This window comes from Dorea chungnamensis, assembly GCF_039832125.1.
Taxonomy (GTDB): Bacteria; Bacillota; Clostridia; order Lachnospirales; family Lachnospiraceae; genus JAFBIX01.
Genome location: NZ_JBDOHT010000005.1, coordinates 173,874 through 193,566, shown reverse-complemented (window position 1 = coordinate 193,566; position 19,693 = coordinate 173,874). Strand labels below are relative to the sequence as shown.

Here is a 19,693-nt window from a genome sequence, read left to right as displayed (position 1 = left end):
TTCTTCTACCTCCTATAATCCCATCATTTCCCGTACTACCCGGTCTGACATCTTAACTGCACCGACCAATACAAGCATATTGAAGATCAGCTCTCCGATATACTTCCATACCATTGTAACTACTGCTGCATCCGGATCAACCACTGGCGGCGATGTTGTAAACACAGAAAATATAATACACGCAAGTACAATAATCGCTCCCTCCAGACAGACTGCCGCATAAGATTTTAGAAAACTTATTCCTATACTTTGTGACGGTTCTCCTGCAAACGCCGACAGCGGGACCGGGGCAATGGCAGTATATAAGTACAAGCGAAAAAATCTTCCATACACACTCATAATCATAATAAAGCTCAATACCGTTACAAAAAGACCGCCAATCAGTGTAACTGCCCACAAAGGAATCCTCTCAAAAAATCCGCAGTCATCCACTGCATCTATAATCTTTAACGGAAGCATCGTCTGCAATGCATTCCCGAATCCGGCAGCGTTCATAATCGTACTGATGATCCCCTGTACAATTTTAAAGAGCGCCATCATCAATTCCAATCCATAAGTAATGGCACCCTTTGCAAGGGCAAATCTTATAAACAGCTTCACAGCATGTTCCGGCTTTTTTACCTCTGTAAAACTACCGCAGGTCTTTACCACACCGACTACAAAAAATAATACCAAAAGCGCATAGCCGATTGCCTGCAGCGCACCATGAATACTGACAATGACGCTCCATATTCCGCCTCCCTTAAATGTCTCCGGGGACTGTGTGATAATCATCCATATCTCCGCCAGTTTTTCGTTCCATGTGTTCAATGCATTTTGTAAATTCTGGACAACCCAGTTATCTGACACTTTTTACACCTCCTGCCTTTATTCCGGACGGACAGCTCTCTTCTGCCCGCCCTTTCATTTTCTAAAGTTTCCTATACTTCTCTATCCGGCAATCATCGTCAAAATCTCTTTTGCGAACGTAATAATAACGCCTCCGGCAAGAGTCAGAAAACCATTTGCCCTCTGGCTCGGATCATGGGATTTCAAAGATAATCCTACCTGCACAATACCAAATCCCAACAAAATCATTCCAATAGCACGAATCAATCCGAAGATAAAAGTAGACAGATTATTAATAACTGTCAGCGGATCATCTGCGGCAAATACTGTCACTGTTCCTATAGTCATCACAAAAACCGCCGTAACATACAATAAAAATCCTTGTTTCATTCTCCTTCCCATCGGATATTTTCCCACACTCTCTTTTCTGTCTTTTTGCAATGTTTTATTTATTCTCAATACGCTCATTAATCTGCGTCCTCCTTGTTTTTATATAACATTTCTAAGTCTTCTTCAGATAAAAGTTCAAATGAATCTATTTCTGTCTGTTCAGGAATTACCTCGCCTTCCAGACTATCGGCAAGTGTTATTTCCGCTACCGCCTGAGATACTTCACCATGGCGGTATGGCTTTCCATTTCCATCCGTAGTCAGTGCTACATTTGGATGCTTTAAAATATCATATTTTTCATCCATCACCGGACGTTCTCCCCGGATAAAAAGAAGCGCATAGCGGTTATCCAGCATACGCACTTCATCCGGCGTCAAAAGCTCACGCCCCGATATCTGATAATTCGTAGAATAGTTTCCAGAATGCCCGGTAGACTTTCCATAAGTATTCATGTCAATGGTCGCTTTTCCAAGCAGCTCACTCACATACTTATGTGTTCCCTGCTCGTTACCGCCAAGATACAGAAATTCATCACAGTTTCCCACAATACTTTCCCATTGTTTTTCAAACAATGCCTTTAGCTGTGCCATATTTTGCAAGATAATGGACACGCTGACTTCCCTCGACCGCATGACAGACAGTATCTTGTCAAAATCATCCGGCAGGGAAACGTTCGCAAACTCATCCATCAGAAAATGCACATGCACAGGAAGCCTGCCTCCATATTTATGGTCTGCAAGATAAAATAACTGCTGAAATAACTGTGTGTATAAGATAGATATCAGAAAATTATAACTGGTATCGTTATCCGGTATCAACGCAAATAAAGCTACTTTCCTTTCTCCCAATGATGGCAGATTCAATTCATCTGTAGCTGTCAATGCAGCGAGGCTCGATAAATTAAATTTTTCCAGCCTTGCTGCCAGCGTAATCTGTATGGATTTCAATGTTTTCGCACTGCCGGAATGGTAATCCTTATAATATTTTACAGCAATGTGTTCCGGCTCCCGCATTTCCAGACGTTCAAATAGTTCATCCAGCGGTGACTGATACTCGTCATTCTCCTCTCTTACATCTCCTGCCCGCAAAAGTTCCATAACCATCGGGAAATTCTGTTCCTCTTCAGGAGCTTCATATTTTAAGAAAAAGATAATAGCAAGCAACAGCATAGATGCAGCCGTATCCCAAAAAGGATCATTGCTCTGGCTGCCTTTCGGTGTCGTTGCCTTAAATAAGTTTGTCACAAGTCTCTGCACATCATTATCATCTTTCAAATACACAAACGGATTATAGCAATGACTTTTTCCCATGCAGATCAGATCCAACACCCGGACTTCGTAACCTTTTTCTTCCAGAAGATGTCCGGTGTCTCTTAAATTTTCCCCTTTAGGATCTAACACTACAAAGGATGTATTTGCCTGCATCAGGTTCGGTTTCGCATAAAATCTTGTCTTACCGGAACCTGCACCACCTATGATAATAGTCAGTACATTTCGCATATGTTTCCGCATATTATAACTAATCCGCACATGCATGGTCATTATCTTATTGGCAGAAAAGTCCTTATCTGCGTATCTTTTATTAACTTCCTGTGCTTCGCCCCATTTTGCAGAACCATGTTCCTCTCCTTTCCGGTAATTTCTGCGTGTGGAAAAATAAATACCAATTCCCATACCATATGAAGACAGAAAAATAAGGACAGTTTTTACGCTGTCCTCACATATCACAATATGGAATGGTTCATTGATTGCCTGCGTGAATTGCTGCATGATTTCCGGCAGACCTCCTTTTACATATGGTGCGATAAGCAGAGCAATCCATATAACCGGAAGTATCCCTAACACCGCCAGTATCCGCTCTGTCTTTTTCTCACCGCTCTTCATGACGCCAATGTCCTCTTCTTTCCTTCCCCTGTGGTTCCTCGATTAGCTCTATAACTTTCATCAGCACATCATCCACTGCATCTGTCGGCTTATTTTCTTTCAGCATGGCATTTCTCTTATCTTTGAGAGAATGGAAAATCACACCACACTCATACTTATCAAGCTCAAGCGTTTTCTTTTCCTCACTCATCTTGCTTCCTCCCGGTGCTGCTGTGACTGTTGACGGTTATTCTGTATACGGTTCTGGTTTAACACCTTTGCCATACGGGAAGAAATGGCATATGCCGCATCACGTGCTTTAGAAAGTTCTGCTCTGACTTCCTGCGGTTCCATACCTGCCAAAAATTCTGGTACATCATGGAAATTAAATCCCTGCGTATCAATACCATATTTCTTACAGAGCATATAGGACGCACAATACGCATAAAAAGAGTCTTCATTACGGTCATAATTCTTATTTCCCTCTGCGAATCCGGCGAAGGCAAGTTCCGGTGTCAGACTACGGAAAATCTGTTGTGCATCCATTCCTTTTCTCACATAAATACAACCTTCTTCCGGTTCAAACAATGCACCTTTATCTTCCGGCATCTGGTCCGGCTCTGCACCAACAATATTAACTGGAGGATTGCTGATTAACGCTCTGATTAGCAGTCTTTCATCCATATTTGTCTGTGGTTCCTGCTTCGCCCTGACTGTTGTCTGGGAAATATCATAAAGTTTCTTTGCATTGTAATATGTTCCAATACTTCCATCTTCTCTTTCGTACTCTTTTCCCGGCTCCATAATTAAGACCGGATTCTTCATTTCCTTCCTCTTAACATAACCGCCCTGTCCTCTCCAATATCCACAATCGCCCAGTTTCTGTGCCTCTGGATTCTGTGCAAGAATCAACAAGGCATTGTTGGCTGTGTAATGGTCAAACCGACTCTGCACATCCAGATACTTTTGAAACAGTTGACTGTCCGCAGCCACTGCCTCTGTAATCTGTGCCGATCTCTCATAACAAAAATTCCGATTATTTTTACTTTCCGCAACAAAGGCTGCTGTTTGATCATCCTGCGGTACTGCCGCAACATTTAACATTGCATCAAAATTATTCTCCATATATAACTACCTCTCTTTCACTTTTCTCGTCTTTTTTCTTATCTGTGGCTGTTTGTGTTGTATCTGCCTCTGGTTCTTGGGCTTTACTCCTTTTGAAACAATATCTTGTCTCGTTTTCTCCGCTTCTTTCTTCCTCGTTGCCTGAATTTCTTTTAATTCTTCACGTACAGAATATTTTTTCGGTGTGCCAGTCGTATAAAACTTAGAAGTACCCTCGGCGGTTATTCTGTGCTTCTCTGATGTAGGCTCGGACTGATGGGATTTCTCTGTCTCTGCCAAAGAGGGGTTTTGCTGCTTTTTCTCTTTCCTTACCGGATCACCCAATAATTCTTCCATAAGTTTATCCTCTTGTGATTTATCCGGTCTGTCTTTCTCTGGCACAGGCTTCCCGTCTTTCGTGACATTCTCCTTTGTTTTTTCTTTGGACAGATGATTTTTTTCTTCTCTTGCTTTTTGAATTTCCGTTTTAATTTTTGCTGCTTCACTAACTGATGCAAACTGAAAACGTTCCACAATTCGATTGATACGTGGCGCATCCTCTTCTTTCACCATAATATCCACCATACCGTCACTGCTCCCTTTAGGATTACGCACTGCACAGTATAGGATTCCATAGCGTTTTGCCTCCTGCACAAATTTCTTCAGATCACTTTCCTTTACGGAAAACACTGTCAGCGGTTTCCCTGACCGTACAAGAGTTTCCAGCCTTGCCCTTCCTCTTGTCTTTTTCTGTTCTTTCAAGACAGCATACAAAAGTACAGCAAGCTGTTTTGCCCCGGCACCGGATATCTTTAATGCAGCTTCTCCTACCTCTAATGACATCCTCACCACCTGATCAGCGGCTTCGCCTGATGTGTTCATGGCTTTTATCCTCCTTCTTCTGATTATTTTCCTGCCGCACAATCTGTAATTTTTCTTTCATTACACCGGAACGTGCAGCGATTCCGTCACAGAGCATCACCTCCTTTCTGAGCGTACCAATCTGCTCCGTCAAAGATGAAATCTCTGCCTTAATTCCAGACAGCTTATCTTCATCCTTAATACTGCGGCTTTGGTATCGCAAATGTTTTCTTGTGTCCGCAAGCTGTGTCATCTGCCCCTGCAACCTTTCTTTCAACGAAAAAAGCTCCTCTGCTGTATCAATGTGATAACGGCAGAGAAGCCTTGTCTCTTTTGAAATCGTATCTAATTTTCTTAAATCTTCCCGCAATAAAAAATGGAGCTGCTTTGGATTAACGGGCGGTCTGTTCTTTGGAAATATCCCCAACAGATAACAATAGTGAAAATATAATCCCCGCAGTCCTCCGATTTTTCGTCTGACTGGCAACGTTCCATACATCCGAACCACATACGTTTTTTTCTGTGGTTCATGTTCCATTCTTTGTATTGCTGACTTTTCATTGGACTGTTCCAATAATCTCTGGCGAATAGCCTCAAGAGTATAATTCTCTCCGAAGTTACGGGCAAGCTTTACTCCTCTTTCTCTGCCTTGCGGACAAATAGTAATATCTTTTCCAAACTTAAAGGAATAGCCCTTTTCCTTCAGGTAATGAAAAAACTGTTTTTCTGTTCTTGCCATCTCGATTGCTTCATCCACATCAGCTTTAATCAATCCCCGGTAAGTCGGTCTGCCCTCCTGCTCCGCTCTCCATTCTCCATAATGCTTTGCCTTTCCTGCTTTTGGATTTTCGATAACGGACAATCTATACTCCCCGCACAGCTTGTCGGACACATTCCGCATATCCCGATAATCCTGATTGGTACGGTGATATCTGCGTCCGTCAGCAAACGAAACAGAATTAACCACAAAATGATTATGAAGATGGTGTGCTTTGTCCAAATGTGTTGCCACAAGCACTTGAAAACGCTCTCCCCATAATTCTTCTGCCAGCTTCACGCCTATCTCATGTGCCATCGCCGGAGTACATTCCCCCGGTGCAAAAGACTGGTATCCATGAAATGCCATAATACCTTCGTCTTTTCCATACCTTTTTTTGACTGCCATCATCTCACTACGTGCAGTAGTCGGTGTACAGTTGATACCAGAAACATACTGCTGCATAATTATTTCAGATTCATTATCAATACTGTCACCTTCCCCTGATTTGTTCTTACGTCTGGTCTTTTCTTCATTTACCGCATACGCAATAACATCTGTCAGTCCCTGTGTGTCTTGTTCTGACATATCCGGTGTTTCCACAAAATCAGGATTTTCTGTCTTTTCCGGATTTTCCACATAGACAACAACTTTTCCAAGCCATCCTTTGACACTCCAGATTGAAGTAGTTGCCATCTTTACTGCCCTTCCACTTTCTCTGGAAGAATGACCGCCTCTGTAATTTTCGCTACCGTCTTTTCAAACGCTCGCATATTCTGATCGTAACGCTGTACATCAATCACATTCAGAGTATGTGCTTTCTGTGCAATCTGATTTAAATTGTTTCCAATCTTATTCAGTTCCCGCATCATGGAGTAATAATCCGGCGGTGGTGCGTCCCTTGGAACCACACCGTTGATGACCTGACGCAAATACGCCTCGCGGTTCAATCCACTTTTTCTCACTTTTTTATCAAGGCTCTCTGCTTCTTTCTTGTTGAGCCGAAATAAAATCGGTATATTTCTTTTTCTCATCGCTCCATATTCCTTTCTTTTTCTATGGATGCCTCCACCTGACTAAGACAGTTTCTTACCCGGTCATATTCATACACCCGGTCTGACAGCACTTCCTCTCTGGCTACTTCAGAGGCATTTACTTCTCTCACCAGTTTTCCTAATTCTTTCGGAGTCATTCCTAAATTTTTCGGAACAACAATGCACTCATGCACAGATGACGGCAAAATATAACATCCCCCATCAAATTTTTCATCTATCCTTTTTAATATATCCGGGTAAATCAATACCGTAGCACCGTTTGTCTGATCCGAATTGGACAGAACAAATAATTCATCATAATCCATTTTTTCATTTTCGTTCATTAAATTTTCTGTTGGTGTCTTATTAAATTGAATCCCCTGAATCACTGTTTCCATGCTCTGTAAAACCGCCGGATGCCTCCGCACACCATTTTCAAATGCTACCTTATGAATTTCCGGCAAAGGTATCTTCCACGCCTTTATCATTTCATTTGTAATATTCATGCTTGCTCTGCCCACATCATAGGGAAATACGATTTTATAAATCACTGCCAGATCTTGCACCCTCTTATAAGGCATTCGGTACAACATTCTTTGATTTGCTTTTTGATTGACCAATACCGGCTCAATATAATGTTTCACTGTTTCATATTCCAGAAAATCAACCTTGTCTACAATATTATGTCTTTCATTGACTTTCAAAAAGAAATCTGCTATTTCTTTCATAACCGTTTCTATAGATTTGCCATGTCTGATTTCATCATAAAATGGATCTGTATAAATAGTCGAACTAATACTTTTGTCTGGCATACCAAAGTTGACTCCGGTCATAATGGTTCCATTATTTTTTTGACTTTCTACTACAGTACATTCCACATCCTGAAATTCGTCTGGAAGATATTCTTTAATATTCTGCACGATGCCTTCCGCAAATACTTTATTTGTTCCCAAGCTGACCACCTCTCTTCTTCTTTTGCTTCTCCTTTATCTGATGATATTTCACCATCCTTTTGCATCTTTTGCTTTTATGTGTACTCTCTAATTCAACTCGCATAACAGTCCTCCTCTATTGAAAGGGTATTAGGGGTTTCCCCTAACAAGCTGCCTTTAGATAGTCCGCTTTTAAGGCAGGCTATCCAAAGGCGTTGCTTGCTGGTATTGTGTATTGCCGCACTCCTTGCGTAACCGCTTCGGGTATCGGCATTTACCATCCGAAAACAAACAGTTTTTACGGAATTTTTTCGCCCTCCGGGTGGCTGCACTTCCCACACTCCGGACAGCGCCAATGACACTTTTTACACTCAGCCTCGCCACATATATCATCTTTTTTCATGGTACAGCCGCCGCATTTCCTGCATCGGTATTCACACTTTTCACAAGAATCATCCAGATCATCCATCAAGCAATCTTCGTCCTTTGGACAAAGATACTGGCAGTTGTCACAGTTTCCCGGACAGTTGCGTTCCCCCTGTTCTTCCACCACAACTCCATAAAATTCCTCTTTCCTTACGTCCAACAGTTCCCCGGAATCAATCATTTCCTGCAGCACTTTTTCGATTTCTTCTCTGCTCCCCGCACCAATGGCAATCTTTGTTTTAAAAATCAATTTCAGTTCATATTTGATTGTTTTCATGCTGTATTCCTCTTTTTTACCGTTCATACGTCCTCTCCTTTCTTCGTTCCTCTGCATGGAAATCTGCTCCCACAAACTGCTCTGCACCTAACACATACTTGCTCTGGTTCCATTCTGCCTCGGCACGTTCCTCCGCCTCCGCCCTGCTCGCCGCCCGGATCGGTATGGTCATCTGCAAGGTTTCCGTGATTGTCACGTCATATTCTTTCAGTTTCAACGCTCATGGCTCCTTTCACTCTTTTTCGCCCGCTTCGTCTGCCGGATTCCCAATCGGATACAGAGGGCATCATTATAATCGTTACCTCTTGGCGGCGGCTTATCTTCCGTGTGGTATTTCTCCGGCAGCACTGTCCGTATTGCCTCTGTCGCAAGCCTCCCTGTCCGGTCATTATCCAAATGGAAAACGATACTTTTCACTTCCGGATATTCTTTCAGGAACCGGGTAAGCGCTGCCGGAACCTTGCTTTTCTCAATTTCTTTCGCTGGCTGATACACTCCGGCAAGGGATAAAAGATGTTCCGCCTGCCACTTTTGCCCCTCCATTTTTTTCAAAGTGGCATAGGATAACAGGTCAATAGCGGATTCAAACAAATGGACGGTGCTGCACTCGCCATCTGCCGGAATGGAGAAAGAATAATTCTTATCGCTCCCGCTTGCCTCCCCGATGAAATCTGTACCGATTCCCCGAAGCGCCGCATACTTTGGTTTCCCCGCCTGATCCATGCCGACAAAGACCGCATTATGGTGGTATTCGCTCTCGTATACACGCCCTGTCCTGATACAAAATTCAATCAGTTCCGTATCAATCCCACGTCCTTTCAGATAGGAAACCACGTTGGTCAGATAGCGTTTTTCTTTTGGTAAAAGCAGTTTCTTCTCTTTTGTTTTTTCGGCTGGTAATGCGACAGGCGGCTGTATCGCCGCCTGTCCTGCAATCAACTCTACCGCCTCCATAAAACTGTAATCTCTCACTTTTATGAGATAATCGAGGGCTGACCTGCCGCCCACTCCCTGACTCCACCACATCCACCTTCCGTTTGAAATCTTTAAACTGTCATGGGTTTTAGTAGTGTAGGTGTTGCCGGAGAAATGCACAAGCTCGTATGGCTCATAGTTCTTCAGATACGTCAGCAAGTCCATTCGTTTCACTTCCCGCACAACTTCCGGTGCGATATATGGCATAAATTTCACTTCCTTTCCTGCCCATGAGTGGATATTTCTTGCGGCATTTTAAATAGCCGGGCATAAAAATAGCCGACTGATTCTCATTTTTGAAAACCAATCGGCTATGTAAATTTTATACAACTAAAAGTTTATAGCGGGACGTTAATATCTGCTGCAACTTTAATATTAGAATGCCAGAAATTGTATTCATCCAATTTTTGTGTTACCTTATCATATACTTTCTCTTTATGATAAGGATCTCTAATCGTTATAATCAAACAAAATTCTTGACTTAATTGGAAAGATTCTAACTGAGCCATTCTTTCTATATGCTCTCGGTATACACCTTGTAAAAATAAAAACCATTTTTTATCGCTCGATAAATAATCGATTTTTCTCTGATCTGTCAATTCAGATAAATCAATAGCATACTTTTTTACTGGATAATATTTATCACCATATTGTATCTGTAAGCGTTCTCTCAATGCAAAATCTCCAGTTTTGTTTTTCATTTTTGTTTTACTAAACACACTGCCTCTAAAAAGATTTTGAGCCCCTTTTCTTCCAACTGGATTAAGAATATGTCTTTGATTAATATCTCTCTCCACCTTTGCATCATATGAACCAAATTTAACATCCAAATTTGATTGACAATATTCTATTCCTTGTGATGGATCTAAGATGGGATCGTATACTAATGTTGCAATAATTTGCCCTGTATAATATCCATCCTTAATTAAACATTGTGGCATAGGGAAATCCATAATGTCAATCTTATCTCCTTTTGCCAGATTATCTCTCAATATAAGTGTTGCCTCATATGGAGAGTTATAAATTATTTCTGGTACTGTTTTAGGGAGTCCGAAACCTACCTGTTTTGTCCTTTCTGTTACTGGTACGGTCATTCCTATTGGATAAGATGCAGAATGTGTAATTAATGCCTTCAATAAAAGCGGATCAAATTCTTCACTTAGTTCCTGCTGTACCCCTGCTGCTAATGATGTAATCCTAGGTGTGGAAAAACTTGTTCCTACACTTGTTGCCAATCCACCGTCTTTTGAAAAGGACTTTACCCCAGTTGTTACTGTTTCGCCTTTTGGATTAACCCCGGCATTTCCACCATAATGAGATATTTCTGGTTTTATGATAAACTCTGGTCCCGGCCCTACTCTTGAAAATATGGATGGATCATTGATTTCAGAATAATCATACTTACCTTTATCATGAGCAATTGAACCTACTACCAAAGAGCGAACTGAATCTGCGCCTTCGTGAATTCTTCCTTTCGGACGATTTTTCTCAAAATTTCGACAATTCCCTGCTGATTTACAAATTAATACATTATATTCATCTTGTATAGCATCCAAAGCAATCGCAAAATCAGAAAACTTTGTATCGGTTACAGGTCTTGTAATCGAGATGGATAAATTCCAAATCTTTACTTTATCATGATATAATCTAACAGCTTCTTTTATATTGGCGATCAGCTCATCCTCATCTAATCCTTCTTTTGTCGTGTCTGGAAAAACAGTTGCATCAAAGACTTTCAATCCCTTATGATCTACCCATTTCTTTCCTTCACAATCATCACCGTACAATGCTACACCAGCAACAAAAGTTCCATGTGTTGGATTAATGCTAGTTTCTGGATATGGTGACCATCGTTCAATTTCCATCCACGGAGTCAAATGAGGAATTTTTGCTACACCATTATCTAAAATACCTATTGTCATATAATTTTTCGTATCATCTGGTTCATTTATAGGAATATCATTTTTATCATCCATACCATCTAAAGAAACAACATATTTTGGCATTGGCTCAACCGAAAACAAAGCATTAAAAATATCCGATTCTTCAAATTCGTCCAAGACTGAATTTGTAATATTCTTCAATTTATATATATAAAATTCTTCCGAATAATCTGTCCTTATATATTCGATTTCTTTACTTTCCAAAATATGTTCAAACAAATGCCTCATAGCTAAATTTTGTTCGTAATTCTGATAGTCAACCAGTTTAACTTTATAATTGCATGCATCATCAGCTATAGCAACAGACGGTACATATTCTTCAAAATCTTCAATGCATGAAATTGCATAATCATTGCTTTCATAGTTCTTCAAACGATCTGATATTTCTTTAAATTCATCCAAAGAATCAAAGGAAACAATCAATTTATTTGTTGCTGTAAGTCCAATTACACCTCCGATTTTTTTTGGTTGAAAGAAATTTGAAATATCTTTTCTCTTCGATTTTGCAGTAGCATCTTCCTGAAGTCTTGCAATAAATGAAAACGGAACCGGTGAATCTTTCCTCTTTCGCATATCATCTTCTATATCATCTAATGCCAGTTTTAAATAGTCTGCTCGATTTTTCAACTCCTCCCCTCTTAACACCCATTTTGGCTTCTCAGTATTTCTATTTCCTTCTATTCTTAACTCATCCACTTCTCTAGTAGCAAAAAATTTTATCGGTAATTTGTCTTTTTCCATTTACACTTCCCCTTTCATTTCTTTTGAAATTTCCTGTACTTTTCGCATCGAAATATCCAAACTATCATTTATTTCCTTATGTGTTGCACCATATTTTAACAAAAATCTTATAAAATCTGCCTCATCCTCAACACTATGTTTTTTGTGAAAATAAATTTCCTTTAAGATATCACATCCATTAATATTATTTTTCTTCTTAATAATTGCAGTTTTAATAGTATTATTAACCGTTGTCTTTATATCGGAATGACTGAACCCATTAAACGCCATTTCTAAATTCCAAAGCTTCTTATCACTTTTTAAAATACTATTTTCATAATTCCTTAAGTAAATCTGCAATAGCCTTCCTATTTCCTCATTCTGTGGTTTCTCCAATGTAATTACTTTAGCAAATCTACGCCATATTGCCGGATCTAATAATTCGTGATGATTAGTTGCTGCGATTAAAATGCTATCATTGTTAAGCCCATCTATATTTTGTATAAGACTATTAACAACACGTTTTAATTCTCCTAATTCATTCTTATCATCTCTTAGTTTTGCAATGACATCAAATTCATCCAAAAACAAAATGCATTCCCTCTTAGATGCATAATCAAAAATCTTTCGGATATTTTTAGCAGTACTCCCTAGTAAAGAAGAAATCAAACCATCCAATCTTGCAGTAACCAATGGTAATTCCGTCACACTAGAAATATATTGTGCTACTGTTGTTTTACCACATCCAGGTGGACCATATAATAAAAGTGAATTTGACACCTCTATCCCTACTTTAATTAACTCATCCCGGTTTTCATAACACTCTATAAAATCTTGCAATTCTTCCTCAACATAACGACTTAACACAATATTCTCTTTAAATATTTGCGGAGTCGTTATTTCCACAATCTCCATACGGCTTTCCGTATCTACTGGTTTTGTTGCAAAACTATCTAGGGATGTTAATCCTCTCTTCCTTTTTGCTATCACTGCACGGATTTTATTTGAAAGAGCCTTTTCCCCCTCTTTTTCAAGATTATCAGCAAGAACAAGTGCATAATTCTGTACTTTTTCTTTATCTCCTAACATTCCACCTTCTATTATCTTAACGATTTCGGTATACAATACGATTCCACTCCTTTCGTAATTATTATACGTCACATCGTTATTATAGTCAATGTATTTGTGATTGAAATTCTTGTTTTTGTTTTTAAATAATATTATTTTGTTTTTGTTTTTATTTATAGTGTCAAAAAAAATGTAAATATGATTTTATCAATACTATGTACCACGGTATCGGCTCCCCGATACCGCATAAATCTACCGCTCCGGCACTGCCCTCTTTCGCTCCGGCTCCGGTTCTCCCTCGTCCGGCTCCTCGTCCAGCATGACCTTATCGCTCTTTCCCACATCAAGCAAAGCGTTTAATTCTCCGAGCCGCTCTGTCTTTTCTGCCAGTTCCTGCTCCTGTGGGAACGCTTTGACCGCCTCCACCTTTGCAGTTTCAAGCTGCGCTTTCAACGTCTCCAGACGCTCCTGGCTGCGTGACAGGTTATCGGAAAACTTCTCAATCTCGTTGTCCAGACGGGTAATATTCCCGTAAATATCCGTCCCCAACGCTACACGGTGCGTCCGCTTTCCCTTTAAAGCGATGACAAATTCCTTACTGAACGTATTATAGTAGAGTTCCATTGAAAGCCCCCGGTATGCTCCAAGCGGTACTGGCTCCGGAGAAGTCATGGTTTTGCAGGCTGTAATAATCGCCTGCCCTGCCTCTTTTTTCTCGTGGTACATCTCCCCGTTGATCTGCATAGGCGGAAATGTCTCACGGTCTGGCGGCGTATGCGCCTTTACCTGTGCAATGTCTGCCTCGTAATCCACAATCCGCTGTTCTTCCTGCCGGATTTCCGATGGAAAATATTTCGTTACCTTATCCTCCATTTCATACCGCTGACTTAGAAAACTCTGCTTTAGTAACTGAAGTTTGGACACTTGAATATCCAAGTCCATCTTTTCCTTTATATACGGGTTTCCGGTAGCAAGCGCCTTGATCTCTGCATAGGATAACGCCACCTCATCAATGTCCTCCACGCTCCGTGCAGGGCTTTTTGATGTCATGATCTGGCTGATAAATTTCTGCTTGTTCTCAATGACCTGATACAGATAAGCGTCAAAGGTTCCCTCCGTCACATACCGTACAATATCCACTTTCGGATTCTGGTTGCCCTGCCGGATCGTTCTTCCGGCCCGCTGCTCCAGATCTCTCGGACGCCACGGACAGTCCAAATCATGGCTGGCGATAATTAAATTCTGCACATTCGTCCCGGCTCCCATTTTAAAAGTGCTGCCCATCAGAATACGGACAGCACCTCTCCTCACTTTTGAGAACAGTTCTTTTTTCCTCACATCGGTATTTGCATCATGGATAAATGCAATCTCCTCCGGCGGGATACCCTTTGCGATCAGCTTATCCCTTACATCATTGTAGACACTGAATGTCCCGTCGTTTTTCGGAGTAGACAAATCACAAAACAATAACTGTGTCAATTTTTTCTCCTTTCCCTCCTCCCAAAATCGGTATACCTCCCCGACACAGGCATTGACTTTGCTCTCCGCCTCATCTGGCAGCATTTCATTTGCAAGCCTTTGGTCTAACGCCAGTTTCCGCCCATCATTGGTAATTTTCAGCATATTATCTTCCCTCGGATTGACCATGCCATTCCGGACACGTTCTGCACGGTTCCCAAGTTCCGTTACCATATCCTCCTGCATTTTGCTCGGCTTTACGCTGACAACCCGGTACTGTGTCTCCGGCACCGGGAGTTTCAGCATATCGGCGGTCTGTATGTCCGCCACCTCCCGGAACATCTGCATTAGCTCCGGCAGGTTATAGAATTTCGCAAATCTCGTTTTCAGGCGATACCCTGTCCCCTCCGGTGCCAGTTCGATAGCGGTTACTGTCTCCCCAAAAGTGGATGCCCATGCATCAAAATACTGTAAATAATTCCGCTCCAGCGTATGATATTGCAAGTATCTCTGCATGGTATATAACTCTACCATACTGTTACTCACGGGGGTTCCAGTTGCGAAAATCACGCCTTTTCCACCAGTCACTTCATCAAGGTACTGGCATTTCATAAACATATCCGATGACTTCTGCGCCTCGGTCTGTGCAACGCCTCCTACATTCCTCATTTTAGTGTAAAGGTAAAGATTCTTGTACGAATCCGCCTCGTCCACAAACAGACGGTCAATCCCCAATTCCTCAAAGGTCACAACATCGTCTTTCCTGCTCTGATCATTTAACTTCTTTAATTTCCCCTCCAGTCCTTTTTTCGTTTTTTCTAACTGTTTGACGGTAAACCGGCTGCCGCTCCTGCCCTTTGCCGCTGCAATCCCGTCTACGATCTCATCAAGCTGACGCTCCAACATTCTCTGCTGACGTTCTACGCTTAAAGGGATTTTCTCGAACTGGCTATGCCCGATGATAACCGCATCAATATCGCTGGTCGCTATCCTTGCACAAAATTTCTTCCGGTTCTTCGTCTCAAAATCTTTCTTCGTTGCCACAAGGAGATTCGCTGCCGGATATAATTGCAGCCACTCCGCCGCAAACTGCTCAATGATGTGGTTCGGCACAACAATCATTGACTTATTGCATAGTCCCAACCGTTTACACTCCATCGCCGCCGCTACCATTGTATAGGTTTTACCTGCACCTACCACATAAGCAAGTAGGGTATTTCCCCCATAAATAATACGGGCAACACCATTTTTCTGGTGCTGCCTTAACTTAATCTCCGGGTTCATGCCATAAAATTTTAAATGACTCCCGTCATATTCTCTTGGTCGGATTGCGTTGAAATGTTCATTATAATAGTCCGTCAGCCGCTGCCTGCGCTTGGGTTCTTTCCAAATCCAGTCCTGAAATGCCTGCTTGATCAAGTCCTGTTTTCCCTGTGCGATGGCGGTTTCCTTTTTATTCAGGATGGCTTTTTTCTTTCCATCCTCATCCTCCACATAATCATAAATGCGGGTATCTCTTAAATTTAACGTATCCTCGATAATCTTATAAGCACTGGCACGGTGTGTTCCGTAAGTGTTGTTCGCTCTCACATTCCCTTTATCATTGCTCTTTCCCTCAATCTGCCATTCTCCGGTCAGCTTAAAAAACTGGACTTTCATGTGCCACCTTGCATAATTCGGCGTTTCCAGAAGCCCGAACATAAATTCCTCGATGTCCGATGTTGGAATCCATGTGGTTCCAAGCCGGACACTGATTTCCGATGCGGTCAAATCCTTTGGTTGCACCTTTAAGAGTGCCTCCACATTGCTCTCATACACCGGATCGGACTGCGCCGCAAGTCTCGCCTCCCGTAACTTCTGACGAACATTGCCGGAAAGGTATTCGTCCTCCGATACATACTCCGGCTCCTGATCTCCCCTCATATCCGGCAGGCGGAAGATGACACCGGATAACTCCTGCTCGATTTGGGCTGCGTCTTTTCCAGTCAGGGAACACATATATTCCATGTCTACACGGGCTTTTTCCGACAAAGATAGGGACAATGCTTCACTGGCGCTATCTACCCTTGTAACCGCCTCATGGGGTTTAATGGTACGCTTATAAAACATATCTGCCTTGCGTTCCAGTGTCCCGTCCTCTGCCACAATTTCAAGGGAACAAAGCAGCGGGTAACTGTTATCATCGGAAAAGACCATGCTGTTTGCCCTGGCATTTAACAACCCGTACTTATTTTGAAACGCATCATAGAGGCGGTTTAACTTCCTCTGCTGACCTTCAATGACTGTATCACTGTCCCCTTGCGTCTGGTATTCGATCAGTTCCCTCACACAATCCCGGATTGCGATCATGCCTTTCACACGGTTTACGCCCGTAACAGACAGCTCTACGGGTTTCATGCGGCTGTTCTCCCGGTAATAGATTTGCCCGTCCAGAACCGTATAGGAGAAGTTGGCAACAGACGGATCTGCCGGAATGGTATTGTCGGTTTCCTCCACTAATTCCTCGGTTTCATACTCTGTAACTTCCGCATGGATATTCCCTATCGCCTCTGTCAGCAATGTCTCAAGGTCGCTGTCCGCATAAGGTCGGCAGGTACTGTCCATTCCGTATTGCGTGGATTCCATGACCATTTCCCCAAGAACCATCTCCGGGTGCTGTATAAAATAGCGGTTCTGCGTGATTCCGTTTTTGTCTACCTCCAGATACAGCCAGTCCGGTTCCGTTTCAATCAGGCGGTCTCGTTTCTGAAGAAATAAAATATCAGCGGTCACTTCTGTTCCCGCATTTTTCTTAAATGTGTTGTTCGGCAGGCGGATCGCTCCCAAAAGTTCTGCCCGCTGTGCGATATATTTGCGGATTGCCGGGTTCTTCTTATCCATTGTGCCGGAAGATGTGATAAAGGCAACCACACCGCCCGGTCTGACTTTATCCAGTGTCTTTGCAAAAAAGTAATCGTGTATGAGGAAGTTGTGTTTGTCATACCGCCTGTCCGATACCTTGAACTGCCCGAAAGGTACGTTTCCAATCGCCACATCGAAAAAACTATCCGGCAGGTTTGCGTCCTCATATCCCTGCACTGCAATGGTGGATTTCTGGTATAACTGCTGTGCAATCCTGCCCGATATGCTGTCAATCTCCACACCATATATCTTGCAATCCGTAAGGCTGTCCGGTTTCATACCGATAAAATTCCCCACTGCACAAGAAGGCTCCAGAATGTTCCCTGACTTTAAGCCCATATCCTCTAATGCCTGATACATTGCCCGTATCACAACGGGTGGGGTATAAAATGCGGTCAGGGTAGACTGCCTTGCTGCGGTGTATTCTTCCTCGGTCAGCACTGATTTCAACTCCAGATATTCATATCCCCATGAGGATTTGGTTTCATCAAAAGCGTCTGACAAACCTCCCCAACCAACATAACCGGACAAAATCTCCTGTTCCTCCGGTGTGGCGTACCTGTTTTCTTCCTCGCATTTCTTTAATAGCTGGATTGCCATGATATTTGCCCTAAACTTCTCTTTAGGGGTTCCGTATCCCAACTCATCATTGGTTATGCGGTACTGGCTCCGCTTTGTCTGCGGAATCTCCGGGTGCAGGTCAAAGGACTGCAACCTTGCAGACGGTTTCGGCTGCTCCCATGCCGGGGCAAGATCGGCGGCTTGTTCTGTTTCGGCTGGTGTTTCTTTGCCCTCTCCCGGAATCTCCACGCCATACCGCCCCGCCAGTTCATACAAATCCGATAACTGCCCGTCCGTCAGGACAGCAGAACTTCCATCTTCCTCGAATACGACTGCCTCCTGAAGCAGAAACTCATAAAATTCTTTCCCCTGCCAGACGTTCTCTCCATCACTGGCTGTCAGTATTCCATTTTCATCATACCGGGGCTGAATATCTTCCATATGCAGGGAATCCAGAATATTCCACAATAAATCCAGTTCGTCTGTTTCCGGTTTGGAAACCTCCGGCGCTTCCTGCGCCGGAGATTCGGCGGGAGCCGGAATATTTGTCTTTTCGGCTGGTAGTTCCGGCAATGGCCGCCTGACTTTCAGGTGGTCATTTGCCGGATTTTCCCGTATCTTACGGTCAAATTCCTCACGGGACATTTCTTCTGTAAAGAGTGGGTATATCTGGTCACGCAAAACCACCATTTCATCAGAAAGAAAATCAATACGGTATTCTTTCATTCCGATGGAAACAATACTGTCAACCGCAAGGTCATAAGGCGGGTTCATCGCCAGAAGTTCCTGCTCCGGCTGTCTTTCACTCTGCCCTTGTTCCGCTACTTCCACATTTTCCATATTGGCTGTATCCGGCTTTTTCTGCGGAACCTCCATCACTGGCGGCAAGGCTGGTTTGTTCTCTGGCTGTGGCGGTATGGGGGAAAACAGGCTGTAAACGCCGTCCCGGTAATCGGTCAGGTCATGGTACGCTTTCTGCATAGATTCATAATTTCTCGCAAAATCTGCGGTATTCGTAAGCACCTCCGCCATAACAGACAGCATTTCTTCCACACGCGTCGGCATATCAAGCTGCGGACGGATCACTTTTACCCCGCTGTAATAATCCGCACCAAACGGATATGGACGTACCACGCTCTCCGGCTGATTGGAATAAAAATGATAGATTTCTGTTGCCAGTACACCTTTCTCATACTCTGGTAAATATGCCATCTCACGTTTTGAAAGATACCGTTCCAGTACAATCAGTTCATCAATCCGTTTTGCAACTGCTGTCCATTTCAATGTGACGCTATTCTCTTTTCGGTGGATATGCAAGCCTTTCGCGTCCGCCTGCATATCAATATCCGCACCTAGAATCAACGGATATACCCCCACATAACCATACTCATTTTTCAGAAAGTCCGCTTTCTCTTTATTCGTATGTGTTTGCAAAAAGTACGAATAGATACGGTATTTCCCATGTTCGATATGGCTCCCGGACTGAATAACTGTATCCACAATCTCCTGTGAAAAAGAAAAAGCAGAGGTCTTTTCCTCTGCCACATCTTCCATAAAGGCTAACTGCCCCTCCACACTTCGGGGCGGTTCCACTTT

Annotated in this window: 14 protein-coding genes and 1 pseudogene; all 15 read right to left on the bottom strand. The window is 42.6% G+C overall.

Features of this window, described 5'->3' with window-relative positions; genetic code table 11:
* Positions 1-12 precede the first annotated feature (12 nt).
* Positions 13-849 carry a VirB6/TrbL-like conjugal transfer protein, CD1112 family gene (locus ABE613_RS06440; RefSeq protein ID WP_154322973.1) on the bottom strand — a complete coding sequence of 279 codons (837 nt, stop codon included), beginning with the start codon at positions 847-849 and terminating at the stop codon, positions 13-15.
* An 81-nt stretch (positions 850-930) separates the two neighbouring features.
* Positions 931-1,230 carry a glutamyl-tRNA amidotransferase gene (locus ABE613_RS06435; RefSeq protein ID WP_416390461.1) on the bottom strand — a complete coding sequence of 100 codons (300 nt, stop codon included), beginning with the start codon at positions 1,228-1,230 and terminating at the stop codon, positions 931-933.
* Positions 1,231-1,295: 65 nt separating this feature from the next.
* The gene (locus tag ABE613_RS06430) at positions 1,296-3,101 is read right to left on the bottom strand and encodes a VirD4-like conjugal transfer protein, CD1115 family (RefSeq protein WP_154322975.1); all 1,806 of its coding nucleotides are present in this window, start codon (positions 3,099-3,101) and stop codon (positions 1,296-1,298) included.
* Positions 3,088-3,291, bottom strand: coding sequence for a hypothetical protein (locus ABE613_RS06425; protein WP_154322976.1), 204 nt, complete (start codon positions 3,289-3,291; stop codon positions 3,088-3,090). The genes ABE613_RS06430 and ABE613_RS06425 overlap by 14 nt, the downstream gene beginning before the upstream one ends.
* A complete protein-coding gene (locus ABE613_RS06420; RefSeq protein WP_154322977.1) occupies positions 3,288-4,205 on the bottom strand; it encodes a hypothetical protein in 918 nt (305 codons plus the stop codon). The genes ABE613_RS06425 and ABE613_RS06420 overlap by 4 nt, the downstream gene beginning before the upstream one ends.
* A gap of 6 nt (positions 4,206-4,211) precedes the next feature.
* On the bottom strand, positions 4,212-5,066 hold the full coding sequence (locus ABE613_RS06415) for a PcfB family protein (protein ID WP_154322978.1): 855 nt from the start codon (positions 5,064-5,066) through the stop codon (positions 4,212-4,214).
* Positions 5,041-6,498, bottom strand: coding sequence for a relaxase/mobilization nuclease domain-containing protein (locus tag ABE613_RS06410; RefSeq protein WP_154322979.1), 1,458 nt, complete (start codon positions 6,496-6,498; stop codon positions 5,041-5,043). Before ABE613_RS06410 ends, ABE613_RS06415 begins: the two co-directional genes overlap by 26 nt.
* Before the next feature lie 2 nt (positions 6,499-6,500).
* Positions 6,501-6,836 (bottom strand): plasmid mobilization protein, encoded by a 336-nt coding sequence (locus tag ABE613_RS06405; RefSeq protein ID WP_154322980.1) that lies wholly within the window; start codon positions 6,834-6,836, stop codon positions 6,501-6,503.
* A complete protein-coding gene (locus ABE613_RS06400) occupies positions 6,833-7,789 on the bottom strand; it encodes a DUF5688 family protein (protein WP_243133595.1) in 957 nt (318 codons plus the stop codon). The genes ABE613_RS06405 and ABE613_RS06400 overlap by 4 nt, the downstream gene beginning before the upstream one ends.
* A 277-nt stretch (positions 7,790-8,066) precedes the next feature.
* Positions 8,067-8,498, bottom strand: a complete 432-nt coding sequence (locus tag ABE613_RS06395) for a hypothetical protein (RefSeq protein WP_347375980.1) — start codon at positions 8,496-8,498, stop codon at positions 8,067-8,069.
* Positions 8,488-8,688 (bottom strand): DpnD/PcfM family protein, encoded by a 201-nt coding sequence (locus tag ABE613_RS06390; protein ID WP_347375979.1) that lies wholly within the window; start codon positions 8,686-8,688, stop codon positions 8,488-8,490. The genes ABE613_RS06395 and ABE613_RS06390 overlap by 11 nt, the downstream gene beginning before the upstream one ends.
* Positions 8,685-9,653, bottom strand: a complete 969-nt coding sequence (locus tag ABE613_RS06385) for a DUF3991 domain-containing protein (RefSeq protein WP_347375978.1) — start codon at positions 9,651-9,653, stop codon at positions 8,685-8,687. The genes ABE613_RS06390 and ABE613_RS06385 overlap by 4 nt, the downstream gene beginning before the upstream one ends.
* Positions 9,654-9,784: 131 nt before the next feature.
* Positions 9,785-12,130 carry a S8 family peptidase gene (locus ABE613_RS06380; RefSeq protein WP_347375977.1) on the bottom strand — a complete coding sequence of 782 codons (2,346 nt, stop codon included), beginning with the start codon at positions 12,128-12,130 and terminating at the stop codon, positions 9,785-9,787.
* Complete coding sequence (locus ABE613_RS06375; RefSeq protein WP_347375976.1) at positions 12,131-13,234, bottom strand: AAA family ATPase; 1,104 nt, start codon at positions 13,232-13,234, stop codon at positions 12,131-12,133.
* Positions 13,235-13,429: 195 nt separating this feature from the next.
* A pseudogene (locus ABE613_RS06370) lies at positions 13,430-18,739 on the bottom strand (helicase-like domain-containing protein); the annotation flags it as partial.
* Between the last annotated feature and the right edge of the window lie 954 nt (positions 18,740-19,693).

Bases quoted from the DNA above. Each gene is read 5' to 3' on its own strand.
- ABE613_RS06435 (WP_416390461.1), bottom strand. From the start codon at position 1,230: ATGGGAAGGAGAATGAAACAAGGATTTTTATTGTATGTTACGGCGGTT.
- ABE613_RS06430 (WP_154322975.1), bottom strand. From the start codon at position 3,101: ATGAAGAGCGGTGAGAAAAAGACAGAGCGGATACTGGCGGTGTTAGGG.
- ABE613_RS06425 (WP_154322976.1), bottom strand. From the start codon at position 3,291: ATGAGTGAGGAAAAGAAAACGCTTGAGCTTGATAAGTATGAGTGTGGT.
- ABE613_RS06420 (WP_154322977.1), bottom strand. From the start codon at position 4,205: ATGGAGAATAATTTTGATGCAATGTTAAATGTTGCGGCAGTACCGCAG.
- ABE613_RS06415 (WP_154322978.1), bottom strand. From the start codon at position 5,066: ATGAACACATCAGGCGAAGCCGCTGATCAGGTGGTGAGGATGTCATTA.
- ABE613_RS06410 (WP_154322979.1), bottom strand. From the start codon at position 6,498: ATGGCAACTACTTCAATCTGGAGTGTCAAAGGATGGCTTGGAAAAGTT.
- ABE613_RS06405 (WP_154322980.1), bottom strand. From the start codon at position 6,836: ATGAGAAAAAGAAATATACCGATTTTATTTCGGCTCAACAAGAAAGAA.
- ABE613_RS06395 (WP_347375980.1), bottom strand. From the start codon at position 8,498: ATGAACGGTAAAAAAGAGGAATACAGCATGAAAACAATCAAATATGAA.
- ABE613_RS06385 (WP_347375978.1), bottom strand. From the start codon at position 9,653: ATGCCATATATCGCACCGGAAGTTGTGCGGGAAGTGAAACGAATGGAC.
- ABE613_RS06380 (WP_347375977.1), bottom strand. From the start codon at position 12,130: ATGGAAAAAGACAAATTACCGATAAAATTTTTTGCTACTAGAGAAGTG.